At 68.4% G+C, this 16,484-nt stretch carries 12 protein-coding genes and 1 pseudogene; 3 read left to right on the forward strand and 10 right to left on the reverse strand.

The features are described from left to right. Positions 1-11 precede the first annotated feature (11 nt). The 9 genes and pseudogenes from selB to fdhD all read right to left on the reverse strand — a co-directional run. Positions 12-1,838, reverse strand: a pseudogene (gene selB / locus IBL25_RS01960) (selenocysteine-specific translation elongation factor); the annotation flags it as partial. Continuing rightward, positions 1,835-2,626 (reverse strand): tetratricopeptide repeat protein, encoded by a 792-nt coding sequence (locus IBL25_RS01965; protein ID WP_187776876.1) that lies wholly within the window; start codon positions 2,624-2,626, stop codon positions 1,835-1,837. The pseudogene selB and the gene IBL25_RS01965, both read right to left, overlap by 4 nt. Beyond that, a complete protein-coding gene (selA, locus tag IBL25_RS01970) occupies positions 2,613-4,007 on the reverse strand; it encodes an L-seryl-tRNA(Sec) selenium transferase (RefSeq protein WP_187776877.1) in 1,395 nt (464 codons plus the stop codon). The genes IBL25_RS01965 and selA overlap by 14 nt, the downstream gene beginning before the upstream one ends. A 4-nt stretch (positions 4,008-4,011) precedes the next feature. After that, positions 4,012-4,935, reverse strand: coding sequence for a formate dehydrogenase accessory protein FdhE (gene fdhE, locus IBL25_RS01975; protein WP_187776878.1), 924 nt, complete (start codon positions 4,933-4,935; stop codon positions 4,012-4,014). Positions 4,936-5,040: 105 nt separating this feature from the next. Then, entirely contained in the window at positions 5,041-5,721 is a 681-nt protein-coding gene (locus tag IBL25_RS01980) for a formate dehydrogenase subunit gamma (RefSeq protein ID WP_187776879.1), read from the reverse strand. Then, positions 5,721-6,725, reverse strand: a complete 1,005-nt coding sequence (gene fdxH, locus IBL25_RS01985; protein WP_456315845.1) for a formate dehydrogenase subunit beta — start codon at positions 6,723-6,725, stop codon at positions 5,721-5,723. Before fdxH ends, IBL25_RS01980 begins: the two co-directional genes overlap by 1 nt. Beyond that, positions 6,722-9,808 (reverse strand): formate dehydrogenase-N subunit alpha, encoded by a 3,087-nt coding sequence (gene fdnG, locus IBL25_RS01990; RefSeq protein WP_255722842.1) that lies wholly within the window; start codon positions 9,806-9,808, stop codon positions 6,722-6,724. The genes fdxH and fdnG overlap by 4 nt, the downstream gene beginning before the upstream one ends. A gap of 157 nt (positions 9,809-9,965) precedes the next feature. Then, complete coding sequence (locus IBL25_RS01995; protein WP_202986641.1) at positions 9,966-10,946, reverse strand: transglutaminase-like domain-containing protein; 981 nt, start codon at positions 10,944-10,946, stop codon at positions 9,966-9,968. Positions 10,947-11,148: 202 nt separating this feature from the next. Continuing rightward, positions 11,149-12,030, reverse strand: a complete 882-nt coding sequence (fdhD, locus tag IBL25_RS02000) for a formate dehydrogenase accessory sulfurtransferase FdhD (RefSeq protein ID WP_367615527.1) — start codon at positions 12,028-12,030, stop codon at positions 11,149-11,151. 292 nt (positions 12,031-12,322) lie between these two features. Here fdhD and IBL25_RS02005 point away from each other — a divergent pair, with 292 nt between their 5' ends. Beyond that, entirely contained in the window at positions 12,323-13,354 is a 1,032-nt protein-coding gene (locus IBL25_RS02005) for an alpha/beta hydrolase family protein (RefSeq protein ID WP_238940151.1), read from the forward strand. 331 nt (positions 13,355-13,685) lie between these two features. Here the strand turns inward: IBL25_RS02005 and IBL25_RS02010 are convergent, their stop codons facing one another. Continuing rightward, positions 13,686-14,336: a FadR/GntR family transcriptional regulator gene (locus IBL25_RS02010; RefSeq protein ID WP_187776880.1), complete on the reverse strand. Its 651-nt coding sequence runs from the start codon at positions 14,334-14,336 to the stop codon at positions 13,686-13,688. A 122-nt stretch (positions 14,337-14,458) separates the two neighbouring features. Here IBL25_RS02010 and IBL25_RS02015 point away from each other — a divergent pair, with 122 nt between their 5' ends. Together IBL25_RS02015 and IBL25_RS02020 are read left to right on the forward strand one after the other, a co-directional pair. Beyond that, positions 14,459-15,373, forward strand: coding sequence for a fumarylacetoacetate hydrolase family protein (locus IBL25_RS02015; RefSeq protein ID WP_187776881.1), 915 nt, complete (start codon positions 14,459-14,461; stop codon positions 15,371-15,373). A 126-nt stretch (positions 15,374-15,499) separates the two neighbouring features. Then, positions 15,500-16,477, forward strand: a complete 978-nt coding sequence (locus IBL25_RS02020) for a Bug family tripartite tricarboxylate transporter substrate binding protein (protein WP_367615528.1) — start codon at positions 15,500-15,502, stop codon at positions 16,475-16,477. The last annotated feature ends 7 nt before the right edge of the window (positions 16,478-16,484 follow it).

Consider the following 16,484-nt stretch of genomic DNA (forward strand, 5'->3'; position numbering starts at 1 on the left):
AAGTCCAGGATCTGGATGGCGACCTTGCGGCCATTGTCCATGCGGTCCCGGAAGGCGGCGGCGGTGAAGACGCCATCTGGCGCCTGGGCGGCCACGTCGCGCGCGATGGCCACCATCTCCGCCGTGGTGGCGCGCTGGAAGAAATGGTCATGCGCGACCTGGTCCACCCGCCCCAGCCGGGCGCAGGCCTTCAGCACGCGGCGGACCTCGGCCTCCGCCACCTCGAAATGATTGGCGATGTCGCGCACGCGCGGTGGGCGGAAGCGCGCCTCCCCGCCCAGCAGCGGCAGGATGCGGGCGAAGAGCTCCTCATCCGCCGGGTCCAGCCGCACCTCATGGCCGGGTAGGCGCACGAAGGCGCCTTCCAGCACCACGGAGCCGGCGCGGGCCTCGCGCTCCAGCGCCGCGCGGAAGGCCGGCGCGGGCAGGAGGGGCCGCACCAGCATCCGCAACCTTTCGCGCCCGATGCCCTGGATATCCGGGTTTTCCTCATGGAAGCGCCCGGTTTCGGCCAGCAGGCTCTGGCGGAAGGCTTCCCAGTGTTCCGGCAGCAGGGCCAGGCGCGCTCCGGCGGTCTCGATCACCACGGCCCGCAAGGCATCGGTCAGCGCCTGCCCCTCAGCGCGCGTCAGGGCATGGTCGCGGGCGAAGGCCAGGGCATCGGCATGGAAGGGCGGCAGGCGCAGCAGCCCGGCCAGGGCATCGGCCGGCGCCCGCGCCGAAAGGGCCGTGAGCTGCGCGACGCGCTCCGGCGTGCGGCGCTTGCGGGCGGGCGGGCGCAGGTCCAGGCAGCGCCCGCCGCCGATGGTCCGCTGCGCCGAGACATCCCGCAGGATGAAGCGGTCCCCAGCCGCCGCGGCGATGGGCTGGTCCAGCACCACCTGCACCAGGCCGTTGCCGCCGGGCTGCAAGGGGTCCTCCAGCGGCACCAGCCGGGCGCCGACCTCGGCGCTGGCATGGTGCAGCCGCGCCGGGAACCAGGTGCCGAGCGGCTTGGGCTCGCTGGCCAGCACGCGGAAGGTGGCGTCGATGCGGTCGGTGGGTGCGTGCAGTTCCGGTGCCAGCACCATGTCGCCGCGCCCGACGGCCTCCTTGGAAATCCCCTCCCCCACCAGGTTCAGGGCGCAGCGCTGCCCGGCGAGGCCCCGCTGGGCCGGGCGGTTCTGCGCGTGGATGGAGCGGATGCGGGCCGGGATGCCCCGTGGGCTGACCACCACCCCATCGCCCACCGCCACGGCGCCGGAGAGCACCGTGCCCGTCACCACCGTGCCGGCGCCGGAGAGGGTGAAGCTGCGGTCCACCGAAAGCCGGAAGGCGCCCTGGTCCTCCGGCTGCGCGGTCTCGTCCTCGGCCCGGGCCAGGGCGGCGCGCAATGCTTCCATCCCCGCGCCGGTGCGGGCCGAGACCGGCAGGATCGGCACATCCGCCAGGGCGGTATCGGCCACCAGGTCGCGGATCTCGGCCGTCACGGCCTCAAGCCGCGCGGCATCGGCCAGGTCGGCCTTGCTCAGCGCCACCAGCCCACGGCGGATGCCGAGCAGGTCCAGGATGGCCAGGTGCTCCCGCGTCTGCGGCATCACCCCGTCATCGGCGGCCACCACCAGCAGGGCGAAGTCGATGCCGCCAGCGCCGGCCAGCATGGTATGCACGAAGCGTTCGTGGCCCGGCACGTCTACGAAGCCGGTGACATGCTCGCCTTCCCCGGCATAGGCGAAGCCGAGATCCACCGTGATCCCGCGCGCCTTTTCTTCCTTCAGCCGGTCGGTATCGACACCGGTCAGGGCTTTGACCAGCGCCGTCTTGCCATGGTCGATATGGCCCGCGGTGCCGACGATCATGCGCCCTCCTCCTCCAGCGGCAGGGCGGCCCGGCGGGCGGCCTCGGCCCTGCCGGCATCGTCCAGCCGCGCCCGTGCCGGGCCCAGGAAGGGCTGCGCCAGGCCGCTGCCACCCGCCTGCGCCCGCAGCAGCCAGGCCAGGGCGGTGACGGGATCGGCCTCCACGCCCGCGCCCAGGACATAGGCGGCGCCCAGCATGGCCTGTCCATCGGCATCGCCATGCCCGGCGCCCCGGCGCCACCAGCGCGCGGCTTCCGCCACATCCCGCTCCACCCCCAGCGCGTGGTGATAGAGCATGCCCATCCGGGTCATGGAGGAAGCGATACCCGCCTCCGCCGCCGCCAGTGCCCAGCGGTGCGCCTCCTCGGGGTCGGAGGGGATGACTTCGCCTTCCAGCAGCATCCAGCTCAGCATGTCCTGCGCCTGGGCGTCGCCCTGCTCCGCCGCCTGGCGATAGAGAGCGGCAGCGTGGGCCGGGTCGGCCTCCACCGCGTCTCCGCCGCCTTGCAGATACAGCGCGGCGAGGTTGCGCTGGCCGGCGGGATAGCCGGCCTCAGCGGCCAGGGTCAGCCATGTCAGCGCTAGGGCCGGGTTGCGTTCCACCCCCATGCCCTCGGCGAAGCAGGCGCCGATATTGGACTGCGCCCGCGCATCGCCCGCGCGCGCCAGCGGCTCCCAGAGGTTCAGTGCCTCGGCGTAATCGCCGCGCTGGAAGGCGGCCAGGGCGAGTTCCATCGGGTCGGGCGGCGGCGGCGCGGCGCGGCGCCGGAACAGGTCAAACAGCGCCATGGCTGGAAGGCAGCTTCGCGAGGTTGGAGAGGAAGCCCGCCTCATCCGTCAGGCAGCGCAGGTCGAGCACCAGCGCCCCGTCCCGCAGCCGGCCAATCACCGGCCGTGGCAGGTCGCGCAGCGCCGCGGCCAATGCTTCCAGCGCCCGCCCACCGGGCGCGGCCAGGCGCAGGCCGAAGCTGGGCAGCGTGTCCAGCGGCAGGGCGCCGGAGCCGATCTGGCTGTGGCAGGGCATCGCCTCCACCGCCACACCCGGCGGCAGGAGGCCGGCCAGGGCGGGCAGGATGCGCCGCGCCTGCGCCTCGATCTCCGCCTGCGGGCGGGAGAGCAGCCGCAGGGTCGGCAGCCGCTCGGCCAGCCGCTGCGGGTCGCGGTACAGCTTCAGCGTCGCTTCCAGCGCGGCCAGGCGGATCTTGTCCACACGCAGGGCTCGCTTCATCGGGTTGCGGTTGATGGCCTCGATCAGCTCCCGCCGGCCGACGATGAAGCCCGCCTGCGGCCCACCCAGAAGCTTGTCGCCGGAGAAGGTGACAAGGTCCGCCCCCTCCTCCACCGCCTCCCGCACCGTGGGCTCCCGCGCCATGCCATAGGGCGAGAGATCGATCAGCGTGCCGGAACCGAGGTCGTTCAGCATGGGCACCCCGGCCTCATGCGCGATGGCGGCCAGGGCGGCGCCACCCACTTCGCTGGTGAAGCCCTCGATACGGTAGTTGGAGGTATGGACCTTCAGCACCAGCCCGGTCTCGGGGTGCAGCGCCGCCTTGTAGTCCTTCGGGTGGGTGCGGTTGGTGGTGCCGACCTCCACCAGGCGCACACCGGCGCGCGCCATGATGTCCGGCATGCGGAAGGCGCCGCCGATCTCGATCAGCTCGCCACGGGAGACAATGGCCTCCCGCCCCTCGCCCAGCGTGTTCAGCGCGATCAGCACGGCGGCGGCATTGTTGTTGACCACCGTGGCGTCCTCCGCCCCGGTCAGTTCCCGCAGCAGTTCGCGCAGATGGTCGTCCCGCTCCCCGCGCTTGCCGGTGTCGAGGTCGAATTCCAGCGCGACGGCATCGCGCATGGCGGCGGTCGCGGCTTCCACCGCCGCCTCCGCCAGCAGGGCGCGGCCGAGGTTGGTGTGCAGCACCGTGCCGGTCAGGTTGAACAAGGGGCGCAGGCCGGAGCGGTCCCGCGCCTCCAGCAGCGCGCCGGCGCGGGCCAGGATGGCGGCGGGCTCCGGCAGCGGCTCCGGCGCCTCGGCACGGATGGCGGCGAGCACCTGCCGCAGGGCGGCGCTCACCTCGGCATGGCCGAACCTGTCGGTGACGCCGGCACCTTCCGCCATGCCCAGCAGGCGGTCCACCGATGGCAGCGCCCGCAGGCCAGCCTTGCCCAGCACCGCCTCAGTACCCGATCAGGAAAGGATCGAAGCCAGCGCGGCGGTAGTCGGTCTCCCGCATCAGCAGGTCCAGCCCCAGGCTGGCCACGTCATCGGCCACCGCTTCCAGCGCCGGGTTCTTGTTGGCGTAGAAGATCTTCACCCAACTGCGGCAACTGTCGCAGGTCTCGGCCTTCACCGTCGCCCCCGCGCCGCCATCCTCGGCTTCCTTGTAGCCGACGCCCTTGGTGGAGCCGCAGGCCAGGCACTTGATGCGGACCTCGTTCCAGCCGGTGTTGCAGAGCGAGCAGACGGCATAGCGCGCGCCTTCCGCCCCCTGGTGCCCAACCACGATGGAGGAAACCGGCGGGCCGCCGCAGGCCGGGCAGACGCCTATTTCCACCGGCACCAGCTTCTCCGCATCCAGCGTCGAGGCCAGCCGCGCCGCATGGACCTGCGCGGCGGCGGAGAGGAACAGGTGCTGCGGCAGGCTTTCCACCGGAATGGAATCGGCCATGACATTGCCGATCATCTCGTCCAGCACGGAAGGCTCGGCGCGGCGCAGGTCCTCCAGCGCCGCGGCGGCCTGGGGCGGCATCTCCAGCCCCGCCGCCGCGTCCAGGAAGGCGGCGATGGTGGCGCGCAATTCGGGCGAGGCGCCCATGGCCGCGCGGTCCAGCGGCGGCATGGTATTGGCGCGGGCCCTTTCCCGCTGCTCCGCCGGGACGGGGGATGGCGGCGGCAGGCTCTCGGCGAGCTGCTGCTGCACCCGGGCGATGCCGCCGAGGAAGCGGAGGTAGGGCGCCATGGCGCTTCCCTCGGCCAGCACCGCGAAGCGCTCGGCGCGCCGCCCGAAGAGCACGGCCGGGTCAGGCAACAGGGCAAAGGCGGGCTTGACCAGACGCCCGATCATCGAGGGATCGGGCTGAAGACCATGAAAACCGGACATCACTACCTCAAGGGGCCGGACCGGCCACTACCAACAGTTCCATGAAATATGGGGCTTTGTGCTCGTGCACAAAGCCCCATGGAAGGCCGTGTCAGCGCGGCGGGCCTACTTGGCCTGGTTTGTCTTGCGCTGCCCGGCCAGTTCCCGCAGCCACTTGCGGTGGTGCCGCCACGCCCAGCCACCCGTCACGGTGCCACGGGTCATGGCGCGGAGCGTGCCCCGCGTCCAGATCGCCGCATAGACGTGCAGGATGAACACGCAGATGATCAGCACCGCCGCGATCGAATGCGCCAGCACCGCCACGCGGCGTGTCGGGATCGAGAAATACTCGGCGAAATACTGCTCCCAGATCACGACCCCGCTGACGATCAGCAGGATGATCAGGGCGCTCATGCCCCAGAAGATGAACTTCTGGCCGGCATTGTATTTGCCGAGTTCCGGCAGGTTCTCCTCATGCCCGCTGAGCAGGTCGCGGAACTTCGACAGCCAGACGATGTCCACCCGCTGCGGCAGGTTGGCTCGCCACAGCTGGAAGAAGAACGCGAAGAAGCTGACGAAGAGCACCACGCCGATCCAGGGATGGAAGGCGCGCGTATTCTGCCCGCCCCCGAACAGCCCGGTCAGGAAGAACAGCGACGGCGTGAACAGCGCCAGGCCGGAGATCGCCAGCAGGATCAGGCTCGCGGCGATGATCCAGTGGTTCACCCGCGCCGCCGGGCCGTAGCGGTCGACGATGACAGGCTTGCCCGGCCGGACGGCATCGCCGGGCTGGATACGCTCCACCATCAGCGTCCCTCCGTCGTCGTCGCTTCATTGGGCGGCGGCACCGGCTTACCCTCCACCAGATTCTCCGCATACTCCTCGTCTTCCTTGGAGACACGGTTGGCCCGGCCGAAGATGCCGTGGACCATGCTGCCCACCGCCATCAGGCCCATCGCGGCCACGCCGACATACTTGGTCACGCCCTTCCAGCTCTGCACCAGCGGCGAGATCTTCGGGTCGTCCGGCAGGTCGGCGTAGATATGCGGCTTGTCGTTGTGGTGCAGCACGTACATGACATGCGTGCCGCCCACGCCCGGCGGGTCATAAAGGCCCGCATTGGTGTAGCCGCGGGACTTCAGGTCCTCGATCCGCTCCGCCGCGTGCTTCTTCATGTCCTCCTTGGTGCCGAAGACGATGGCCTGGGTCGGGCAGGCCTTGGCGCAGGCCGGACCCTGGCCCACCGCCACGCGGTCGGAGCAGAGGGTGCACTTGTAGGAGCGGTGATCCGCCTTGGAGATGCGGGGAATGTTGAAGGGGCAGCCCTTCACGCAATAGCCGCAGCCAATGCAGTTCTCGTGGATGAAGTCCACGATGCCATTGGAATACTGCACGATGGCGCCGGGGGCCGGGCATGCCTTGAGGCAGCCCGGGTCGGCGCAATGCATGCAGCCATCCTTGCGGATCAGCCATTCAAGGCTGTCCGTCTCCGGGTTCACCCATTCCGTGAAGCGCATCAGGGTGAACATGTTCTCGGTGAGGTCGTTCGGGTTCTCGTAGATACCCGCGTTCTCACCGATGCCCGGGTTCGTGTCGTTCCACTCGATGCAGGCAGACTGGCACGCCTTGCAGCCGATGCATTTCGACACGTCGATCAGCTTGGCCACCGGCGTCAGCTGCCGCGTGGGCGGCGGCAGGTCGGCCGTGGCCGAGCGACGGATGAGGTCGCCCGAACCCAGGTTGCTGGCCATCGGCTGCGTCGGCGGGTTGCTCACCGCCGTGCGCGGGCTGTCCATGGTGCTTCCGCTCATGCCACCACTCCCGGTGCCGTGGAGGGCTCGATGTTCACGAGGAACGCCTTGTAGCCCGGCGTCTCGATATTCGCCTCGCCCACGAAGGGAGACAGCGAGTTCGGGCCGAAGCCCTTCTTCGCCGCGCCCACGAAGCCCCAGTGCAGCGGGATGCCGATCACGTGCACGGTCTTGCCGTCACAGATCAGCGGCCGGATGCGCTTGGTGACCAGGGCCTTGGCCCGGATCGAGCCACGCTTGGACCACACCCGCACCCAGCCGCCACGCTCGATGCCCTTCTCCCGCGCCAGCTCTTCCGACAGCTCGACAAAGAACTCGGGCTGCAGCGCGGCATTCACCCGGTTGTGCTTCGTCCAGTAGTGGAAGTGCTCGGTCAGGCGGTAGGAGGTCGCCGCATAGGGGAACTCCTCCGAGGTGCCGAACTGCGCCACGTCGCTCTCGAAGATGCGGCCCACCGGGTTGCCGCGCATCTTCGGGTTGAAGACATTGGCGATGGGGCTCTCGAAGGGCTCCATATGCGCCGGGAAGGGTCCGTCGCGCAGCATGCCGCGGGCGAAGAGCCGCGACACGCCTTCCTGGTTCATGATGAAGGGCATGACATCCTGCGGCTTGGCGTTCACGCCAATGTCGGGGACATCGTAGCCCGTCCACTTCGTGCCGTCCCATTCCAGCAGCTTGCGGGACGGATCCCAGGGCTTGCCGTTCAGGTCCGCCGAGGCGCGGTTGTACAGGGTGCGGCGGTTCAGCGGCCAGGCGAAGGTCCAGCCCAGATAGGCGCCGGTCCCGTCCGGGTCGTTGTTGTCCCGCCGGGCCATGTTGTTGCCCGCCTCGTTGAAGCAGCCGGAATAGATCCAGCAGCCGGACATGGTGGAGCCGTCGTCACGCAACTGCGTGAAGTTCAGCACCTGCTTGCCCGCCTCGACCAGGATCTTGGAGGGATCGGCGGGATCACGCAGGTCGGTCAGCGCCCGGCCGTTGATCTCCTTCGCCAGTTCCTCCGGCTCCGGCTCGTTGGGGTCGTGATACTCCCAGGAGAGGTTCAGGATGGGGTCGGGGAAGGCACCCCCTTCCTTCCGGTACATCTCCCGCATGCGCAGGAAGATCTGCGCCATGATCCAGGTGTCGGCCTTGGCCTCGCCCGGGGGCGTGGCGGCTGGCCAGAACCACTGGATCCAGCGGCCCGAGTTGGTCAGCGAGCCCTGGTCCTCCGCGAAGCAGCGGGTGGGAAGCTGGAACACCTCGGTCTGGATGGAAGCCGTGTCGACGTCGTTGTACTCGCCGTGGTTCTCCCAGAACCGCGCCGTCTCGGTCTCCAGCGGGTCCATCGTGATCAGGAACTTCAGCTTGGACAGCCCGGCCGTGACCTTGCCCCGGTTGGGGAAGGCGAGCACGGGGTTGAAGCCCTGGCAGATGTAGCCGTTGACGCGGCCGTGGTTCATCAGCTCGAACATGCGCAGCACGTCATAGGCCGGCACGTCGAGCTTGGAGAGGTAGTCGTAGGCCCAGCCGTTCTCCGCCTGCGCCGCGTCGCCATACATGGCCTTCATGAAGGAGACCATGAACTTGCGGTAGTTCTGCCAGTAGGAGGTCTGGCCCGGCCGCAGCGGCTTGAACTGCCGCGACTTCATGTAGGTCTCGAAGTCCGGCTCCTTCTCCGTCGGCATGTTCAGGTAGCCGGTGAGAAGGTGGGACATCAGGCCCAGGTCGGTCAGGCCCTGGATGTTGGAATGCCCGCGCAGCGCGTTCATGCCACCGCCGCGCACGCCGATATTGCCCAGGATGAGCTGCAGCATGGCCATGGCGCGGATGTTCTGCGCGCCGTGCGAATGCTGCGTCCAGCCGAGGGCGTACATCGACGTCATCGTCTTGGTGGGCGAGGAGCATTCCGAGATCATCTGCGCGACGCGGAGGAACTTCTCCTTCGGCGTGCCGCAGATGCGCTCCACCAACTCCGGCGTATAGGCCGAGACGTGTTCCTTCAGCAGGTTCCAGACGCAGCGCGGGTGCTGCAGCGTCGGGTCCGTGACGGCATAGCCGTCCTCGCCGATGACATAGTCCCAGCTCGACCGGTCGTAGTCGCGCTTGTCCTCGTCATAGCCCGTGAAGAGGCCGTCACTGTACCCGAAGCCGTCCTTGATGATGTAGGAGGCGTTGGTGAAGGCCTTCGTGTACTCCCACTGCACCTTGTCGTTGGCGATGCAGTAGTTGATCACCCCCAGCAGGAAGGCGATGTCCGTGCCCTGGCGAATGGGCGCGTAGAAGTCCGCCACGGACGCCGTGCGGGTGAACCGCGGGTCCACGACGATGAGTTTGGCGCCGCGGTGGGCTTTCGCCTCCGTGACCCATTTGAAGCCGCAGGGGTGCGCTTCCGCCGCATTGCCGCCCATGACGACGACAAGGTCGGTGTTCTTGATGTCGGTCCAAGCATTCGTCATCGCTCCACGACCAAAAGTCGGGCCCAAACTGGACACCGTGGGGCCGTGTCAGACGCGCGCCTGGTTATCGAATCCTACAATTCCGAGGGCCTTGGCGACCTTGAAGGTGGTCCAGGCCGTCTCGTTGGTGGTGGCGGAAGCCGCCAACATGCCCGTGGTGGTCCAGCGGTTGACCGCCAGCCCGTCCGCGTTCTTCGCCAGGAAGTTCGCGTCGCGGTCGTCCTTCATCAGGCGCGCGATCCGATCCAGGGCTGCGTCCCAGGAGATCGGCTCGAACTTGTCGGACCCCGGCTTGCGGTGCATCGGCTGCTTCAGCCGCGTCTCGGCCTTCACGAAGTCCTTCAGCGCGGCGCCCTTGGGGCAGAGCGTGCCGAGGTTCGTCGGGTGGTCGACGTCGCCCTCGATATGGACGACCTCCGCGCGCTCGCCCTTCCGCACATCACCCTTGGAATAGATGATGATGCCACAGGCCACGGAGCAATAGGTGCAGGTGTTACGCGTCTCGGTCGTGTTTGCCAGCTTCAAGGGGCGGACATGGGCCACAACGGCCGCCTCAGCCTCCCCGAAGCCCATGGCACCCATGGACGTCGCCGCCACGCCTGCACCCGCGGCGCGCAGGAAACTGCGCCGCGAGAGCTGCATATTCATTCCGATCCTCCGGTCCCTTGAGAATCCACTACATTAACTCTGAGTCATTAGGCTGGGTTGAGCGGCAATCAAGTCTTTTCAGCCATAAAAACAAAGCAGGAACGCCCCATAGTCGGCTTGCCCCAGGGGAAGAAGCAAGCCTTGTCTTGTTAATCGATCACGCGCTGATTTCGCGAGCGTTAATCTCATAACGGAACTGGTCCGGCCTCAGGCAGTCCGGCTGCCCGGCCGCCGTGAAGGCGCAGGGATACATCAGGAAGGCAAAATTGGGCTTCCGGCCCGCCCCCGCGCCGGGAAGCTCGATATCCATTGCGCTGTTGTAGCCGACCCAGTTCATCTCCCAGCCACCGAACAGCCGCTCCCGCAACGCCCGTACCTCGGCGCCGTCCAGCGGCAGCCGGTGCTCCAGCACCACCTTCCGCACATCGGCGGGGTCGAGCGGGAGCCAGCCTTCCTCCTCCAGGAAAACCTCGGTCCGGCAGTGCTGTGCCTTGCTGATGTCGCCGCTGGCGCCGAGGGTGCGGAACTGGGTCGAAGGCGCCACGCGGATGCCATAGACATCCCGGGCGGCGAAGCCGGCGGCACGGGCCAAGCCGGTCATCAAACCATTGATATCAGCGCATTTCCCACTGAGGTTGCCGCTCTCCAGCATGCTTCGCACATCGCCGAAGCCGCAGCCCGGGACCTCCGGGTCGCGGGAGGTATTGTCCACCACCCAGTCATAAAGCGCCCGCAGCTTCTCGCGCGGCGCGGTCCGGTCCCCGATGACGCGAAGGGCGGTATCGCGCACGATGCCATCCGTCGGCACGCTTTCCGTGGCCTGGCGCCAGAAGCCGCGCTCGGCCACTGTCATGGGCATGCCGGTGGTGGCCCCCTGCCGGTCGCAGGCCGCGACGCGCTGCACGACCTCGATGGTCTTTGGCCCGGCCGCGGCGGGCTCCCAGGTCGTCTTCAGGATCTCGGCGCCGTAGCGGTCGTCCCGCACCACCGTGCTGGCGCCACTGGACTGCCAGCGCAACGCAGTGGCGGCCTGATAGCCGCCCGCCGTCTGCGCCAGGGGCAGCCAGAGCTGGGCCGCTCCAGGCGCTTCCTCCAGCGTCACGCGGGTGGTGATCTCGAATTCACGCCAGCCGGGCATAACAGTCGCGGCTTCCGCCCCGCTCACGCGCGAACCGACGCCGAGCAAAGCCAGAGCCCCGGCAGAAGTAAGGATGTCGCGCCGCTGCATGAGCCAAGACTTCATTGTTACACCTACCCCGCGTGGGCTGACCCACGGAAAGCCGCTCAGCATAGCAGATTGTGCCACCACTATCTTGCATAGCTGCGCTGACGATCGCGCGTCATGCTCCGGCGGGATGCCTCGCCATGGTCAGGCGATGCGGGTGCGAATGCACATCGAAGCTGTTCCCCCGCGCACGCGCGACCAAGGTGATGCCGGCAGCCCGCGCGGTGCGCACGGCCAGCGCAGAAGGCGCGGAGATGGCTACCAGGATGGGTACGCCCAGCATGGCGGTCTTCTGCACCATCTCCACCGAAACGCGGCTGGTCAGGACCACGGCCCCCTGGCGCGGGTCGATCCTCCGCAGCGCCATCGCGCCCCCCAGCTTGTCCAATGCGTTATGGCGGCCGACATCCTCACGCACCAGAACGGTCTCATCGGCCTGGCTCCAGAAGCCCGCCGCATGCACCGCGCTGGTCTCGCGATGCAGGCTCTGGCCACTGTTCAGCGTGGTCAATGCCTTCAGCAAGCTGGCTCCGCTGGCCTGGAGGCCGGCATCGACCTTTGGCAGATCACGCATCACCGCTTCCAGGCTTTCAAGCCCGCAAAGGCCACAGCCTACCGGGCCAGCCATGTAACGCCTTCGCCGCATCAGTGCGTCGAGCTGGTCGTCGGCCAGCTCCATCCGCAATTCGATGCCTGCCGGCCGGCGAACAATCTCCAGCCCGGTTATTTGTTCCGGGTTCTTTACTATTCCTTCGGTGATGGTGAACCCATATGCGAAGTCTTCCAGGTTCTGGGGCGTCGCCATCATCACGGCATGCGTCACCCGCTCATAGGTCAGGGCAATCGGCACCTCTTCCGGAAGAATGCGGCAAGCATCGGCTTGGCGGTATTGATCAGCTTCGCCATACCAGTGCTGCACCAGGCTCTCGGCCTGCGGCGCCGGATATTCCATCATCGTTCCATTTGTCAGCAAGGGCTTCGCCGGGGCATAGACCACGGCCGGGGCTCATAACCAGTGGCGGCCGGCTGAACGGCCGCCATGACAGGTGAAGGGCAGGGCAGCACCTCCAGAGCCGATCCGCTTGGACAACAGGCGCGGCGGGGCACCACGACGTAGTGGGGCCTCACTGGTGGCATCAGCGGGTTCGGCCCCGCCCAGGAATGGCCGCCACGCTGCCTCCAACGTGAAGCGGTTCTGCGGCCCGCGCCCGCAAAGTCAGCGGCCGCTTCTGGCGCCGCGCTTCACCGCCGTGGCAACCTCCGGCGCTCAAAAACCGGAGGAACGGACCATGAAGCACCCTCTCGCCATCCTGGCTCTCGCGCTGGGGATCGGCGGCGCCCAGGCGCAGACATTGCCGCCCCTGCAGGTACAGGAGATCGGCAGCTTCCACGTCGGTGGCCGTGTGGTGGCCCTTGGGGACATGCCGAAGCGTGAGATCATCCCCTCCCCCGGCGCGCCGCCGATCCAGATGGACCCGAATGGCGAGTTCCAGGTGGAGCAGATGTACGCGCAGTACGTGAAGCTGGCGGAGCCCCGCGCCCGCTATCCCCTCCTGCTCTGGCATGGTGGCGGCCTGACGGGCGTGACCTGGGAAACGACGCCGGATGGCCGCCCGGGGTGGCAGATGTATTTCCTGCGCCAGGGCCACAACGTTTATGTCAGCGATGCCATGGAGCGTGGCCGCTCCGGCTGGGCACGCTTTCCCGAGATTTTCGCGGGCGAGCCGGTCTTCCGCGCGATGGGCGAAGGCTGGGGCCTGTTCCGCGTGGGGCCGCAATCCGGCTGGAACGCTAGGCCCGCCGCACGCAAGGCCTTCGCCGACACGCGCTTTCCCGTGGCAGCCTGGGATGCCTTCGCGCGCCAGTCCGTGCCGCGCTGGACCACCACCGACAGCCAGATCCAGGCCGCCTATAACGACTATGTCCAGAAGGTCTGCCCCTGCGTGATCATCGTGCACAGCCAGGGCGGCAACTTCGCCTTCAATGCCGCGCTGGCGGCGCCGGACAAGGTGCGGGCGGTGATCGCCATCGAGCCCTCCGGCACGCCAGCGGAGGGCACGGATGCGTCGCCCTTGCGCGGCGTGCCGCACCTCGTCGTCTGGGGCGACCATTTCGCGGAATCCCCCTTCTGGCAGCGCATCCGCGGCAATGTGGAGCGCTGGGCCGGCGCCATCCGCGACGCGGGCGGGACGGCTGACATCATGGACCTGCCAGCCGAGGGCCTGCGCGGCAACAGCCACATGATGATGATGGACACCAATAGCGACGAGGTGGCCGGGCGGCTCCAGGCATGGATGGAGCGGCGCGGCCTGATGCGCTGACGGGCTTGCCCCTGGCTTCCCGCCACGGGCAGCTGCGCCCCGAGGCACGCCGCCGGCCCCGGATAGCTGCCACTCCTTCCTGAACCAGGTTAAAAATCGCAACGCATCAGAAGAACGTGGGGCCCATGGCAATGCGGCGGCTGCCGCCCGGCGGGAAGGTGGCCGCCATCGGCTCCGGCACTGGGCACCGTTCCGAGCTTCTTCGGCGCGGGCAGGGCGGCCCCCCTGCCAGCACCGTGATTCCGTCCGGCACATCGTCCGGGCTCTTCACCAGAACGAAGGCCACTGCTCCTACGACGCCCTTATCAATCCGGCAGTTCTTCCACAGGCGTCACCCCTCATCGCCGAACATGTAGCCTTGCACGAACAGGATGTGTTCCCGCATCACACGCCGCGCCTCCATCCTGTCCCGCTGCCGGACCGCTTCCACCATGGCATGATGCTGCGCCTGCAAGGTGGCACGCCGCTCCACGGTATTCCCGCGCGCCTTGAGCTGCCCCCAGTCGGTCCGCTCCCGCACCCGCGCCAGGGAGCGGGACATGGCGATGATGGCGCCATTATGGGTGGCCAGCGCGAAGGCGTCATGCAGGGCGGCGTCCCATTTCTCGAAGCCCGGCAGGTCCGCCGCGTCATCGGTGCCGCGCAGGCATTCCAGCATGCGCGCGATATCGGCCTGGGTAGCACGGGCCACGGCCAGGGAGATCATTTCCGGCTCCAGCATCAGCCGGCATTCCACGACGTCGGAAGGGCTGAGTTCCTCCTCCCCGGCCGGTGGTGCTGCCTCAGGCGGGGCATTGCGGAACGTGCCGCGCCCGACATGGCGGGTGATCAGGCCCTCGGCCTCCAGGGCTTCCAGGGCGCGGCGCACGGTGTTGCGCGCCACGCCATAGCGCGTGCCCAGCTCCCGCTCCGTGGGCAGCTTCTCGCCCAGGGCCCAGCGGTCCTCGCGCAGTTCACGCGCCAGCAGGTTCCGCAGCGCCATCGCTCCCCTGCGTTCCGCAATGTCCTCTGCCACCAAATGTCCCTTGACGAAATGAACCAATAGGAGGACCATAATCGCATATTGGTTCAAAATAAAGCTGAATTGGTATAGGAAGCGGCGTCATGAAGCTTGCAATGATCAAGCGGGGGGACATCCCTTGCCCGGTGCGCGTGGACCAGTCGGGAAAGCGCTACTGGCCGGTCGCCGACCTCGCCCCCGGCCTGCCGGGGGACATGGCAGGCCTGATCGCCGCCCTCTCCGGCGGCGCGACCCTGGCTAAGCCTTCTGGCGCCGGCGAGGCATTGGACCCCACTCAACTGCTCGCCCCGCTGCCCAATCCACCGCGCAACATCTTCTGCGTCGGCAAGAACTACCATGCCCATGCGAAGGAATTCGCCGGCAGCGGCTATGACTCCTCCTCCACCAGCGCGGCGGATGCCATCCCGAAGGCGCCGATCATCTTCACCAAACCCTTCACCTCCATCTCCGGCCCCTGGGACGATATCCCGATGGTGCCGGGCCTGGATGCCGAGGTGGATTACGAGGCGGAGCTGGCGGTGGTCATCGGCCGGGGCGGGCGCTGCATCCCGAAATCCTCAGCCATGGCGCATGTCTTTGGCTATACCGTGGTGAACGATGTCACGGCGCGGGACCTGCAGGGCAAGCACAAGCAATGGCTGCTGGGCAAGGGCATCGACGGCTTCTGCCCCATGGGCCCCTGGATCGTCACCGCCGATGAGCTGCAGGCGGATGCGATGCGCGTCAGCTGCACCGTCAATGGCGAGAAGCGCCAGGATGCGGTCACCGCCGACCTGATCTTCGACATCCCGACGCTGATCGAGACCATCTCCCTCAGCATGGCGCTGCTGCCGGGCGACGTGATCGCCACGGGCACGCCGGAAGGCGTCGGCATCGGCTTCAAGCCGCCGCGCTTCCTGCGCGATGGCGATGTGGTGGAATGCGCCATCGAGGGCATCGGCCAGATCCGCAACACCGTCCGCAAGGCGGATCTGGCGGCGCTGCGCGGCGCTGCCTGACGCGTGGCACGCCGCGAGGCGTGCCATGGAGGAGGAGGCGGGAGACAAGGGCCGGCGCAAGACCGGCCCGCTCCCGGAAACAATCCAGGAAAGGCGGGGGCGGATGCCGCCCGCGGGAGGACAGTCGTGCTTTCTCGTCGCGACCTGATGATGGCGCTTGCCGCCGCGGGCCTGCCCGTGGCGGCGGGCGCGCAGGGCACCTGGCCCAGCCGGCCCATGCAGATGATCGTGCCCTTCCCGCCTGGCGGGCAGGCGGATGTCACCGCCCGCCCCGTGGCGGCGGCGCTGGAGCGGGTCTTCGGGCAGGCGGTGCCGGTGGTGAACCGCCCCGGTGCCGGCGGCATCCTCGGCACGGCCAGCGTGGCCCGCGCGGCCCCGGATGGCTACACGGCGCTGATGGCGCTCTCCTCCCACGCCGTGCTGCCGGAGAGCGAGCGCATCCAGGGCCGCACGCCCGCCTACACGATCGAGCAATTCGCGCCGGTCGCGCGCATCACCGCCGACCCCACCGTCTTCCTGGTCCCCGCCAATGCGCCCTGGCGCTCCATCGAGGAACTGGTGGCGGATGCGAAGAAGCGGCCTGGGGCCATCACCTTCGGCTCCGCCGGCAATTATTCCACCTTGCACGTCGCCATGGCGATGTTCACCGGCTCCGCCGGCATCGACCTGCTGCATGTTCCCTACCAGGGCGGCGGGCCCGCCTTGACGGCCCTGCTCTCCGGCACCTTGCACACCCTCGCCTCCGGCCCTGGCCCGGCACTGGCGCATGTGAAGGAAGGCCGCCTCCGCGCCCTCGCCAGTTGGGGGCGGGAACGGCTTCCGGGCTTCGAGGATGTGCCGACCTTCATCGAGTTCGGCCACCCGGAGGTGGAATTCTACATCTGGACCGCCGTCTTCCTGCCTGCCGCCACGCCCGCCCCGGTGCAGGACCGGCTGCGCCAGGCATTGCGCCAGATCTGCGAAGGCGATGAAGGCCTGCGCCGCGCCCTGGACACCGCCGGCAGCCCCATCGCCTACCAGGAAGGCGCCGAGTTCGACCGGTTCTTTCAGCAGGACAGCGCCCGCCTGATCCGCGCCGTGCAGCGCATCGGCAAAGTGGATTGAAGGAAGA

The sequence above is a fragment of the Pseudoroseomonas ludipueritiae genome (genome assembly GCF_014490445.1).
GTDB classification, from domain to species: domain Bacteria; phylum Pseudomonadota; class Alphaproteobacteria; order Acetobacterales; family Acetobacteraceae; genus Pseudoroseomonas; species Pseudoroseomonas ludipueritiae.

What these genes read in the sequence shown, in the direction of transcription:
- IBL25_RS01965 (WP_187776876.1), bottom strand. Translation starts at nt 2,626, where the DNA reads ATGGCGCTGTTTGACCTGTTCCGGCGCCGCGCCGCGCCGCCGCCGCCC.
- fdhE (WP_187776878.1), bottom strand. Translation starts at nt 4,935, where the DNA reads ATGTCCGGTTTTCATGGTCTTCAGCCCGATCCCTCGATGATCGGGCGT.
- IBL25_RS01980 (WP_187776879.1), bottom strand. Translation starts at nt 5,721, where the DNA reads ATGGTGGAGCGTATCCAGCCCGGCGATGCCGTCCGGCCGGGCAAGCCT.
- fdxH (WP_456315845.1), bottom strand. Translation starts at nt 6,725, where the DNA reads ATGAGCGGAAGCACCATGGACAGCCCGCGCACGGCGGTGAGCAACCCG.
- IBL25_RS01995 (WP_202986641.1), bottom strand. Translation starts at nt 10,946, where the DNA reads ATGCCCGGCTGGCGTGAATTCGAGATCACCACCCGCGTGACGCTGGAG.
- IBL25_RS02005 (WP_238940151.1), top strand. Translation starts at nt 12,323, where the DNA reads ATGAAGCACCCTCTCGCCATCCTGGCTCTCGCGCTGGGGATCGGCGGC.
- IBL25_RS02010 (WP_187776880.1), bottom strand. Translation starts at nt 14,336, where the DNA reads ATGGCGCTGCGGAACCTGCTGGCGCGTGAACTGCGCGAGGACCGCTGG.
- IBL25_RS02015 (WP_187776881.1), top strand. Translation starts at nt 14,459, where the DNA reads ATGAAGCTTGCAATGATCAAGCGGGGGGACATCCCTTGCCCGGTGCGC.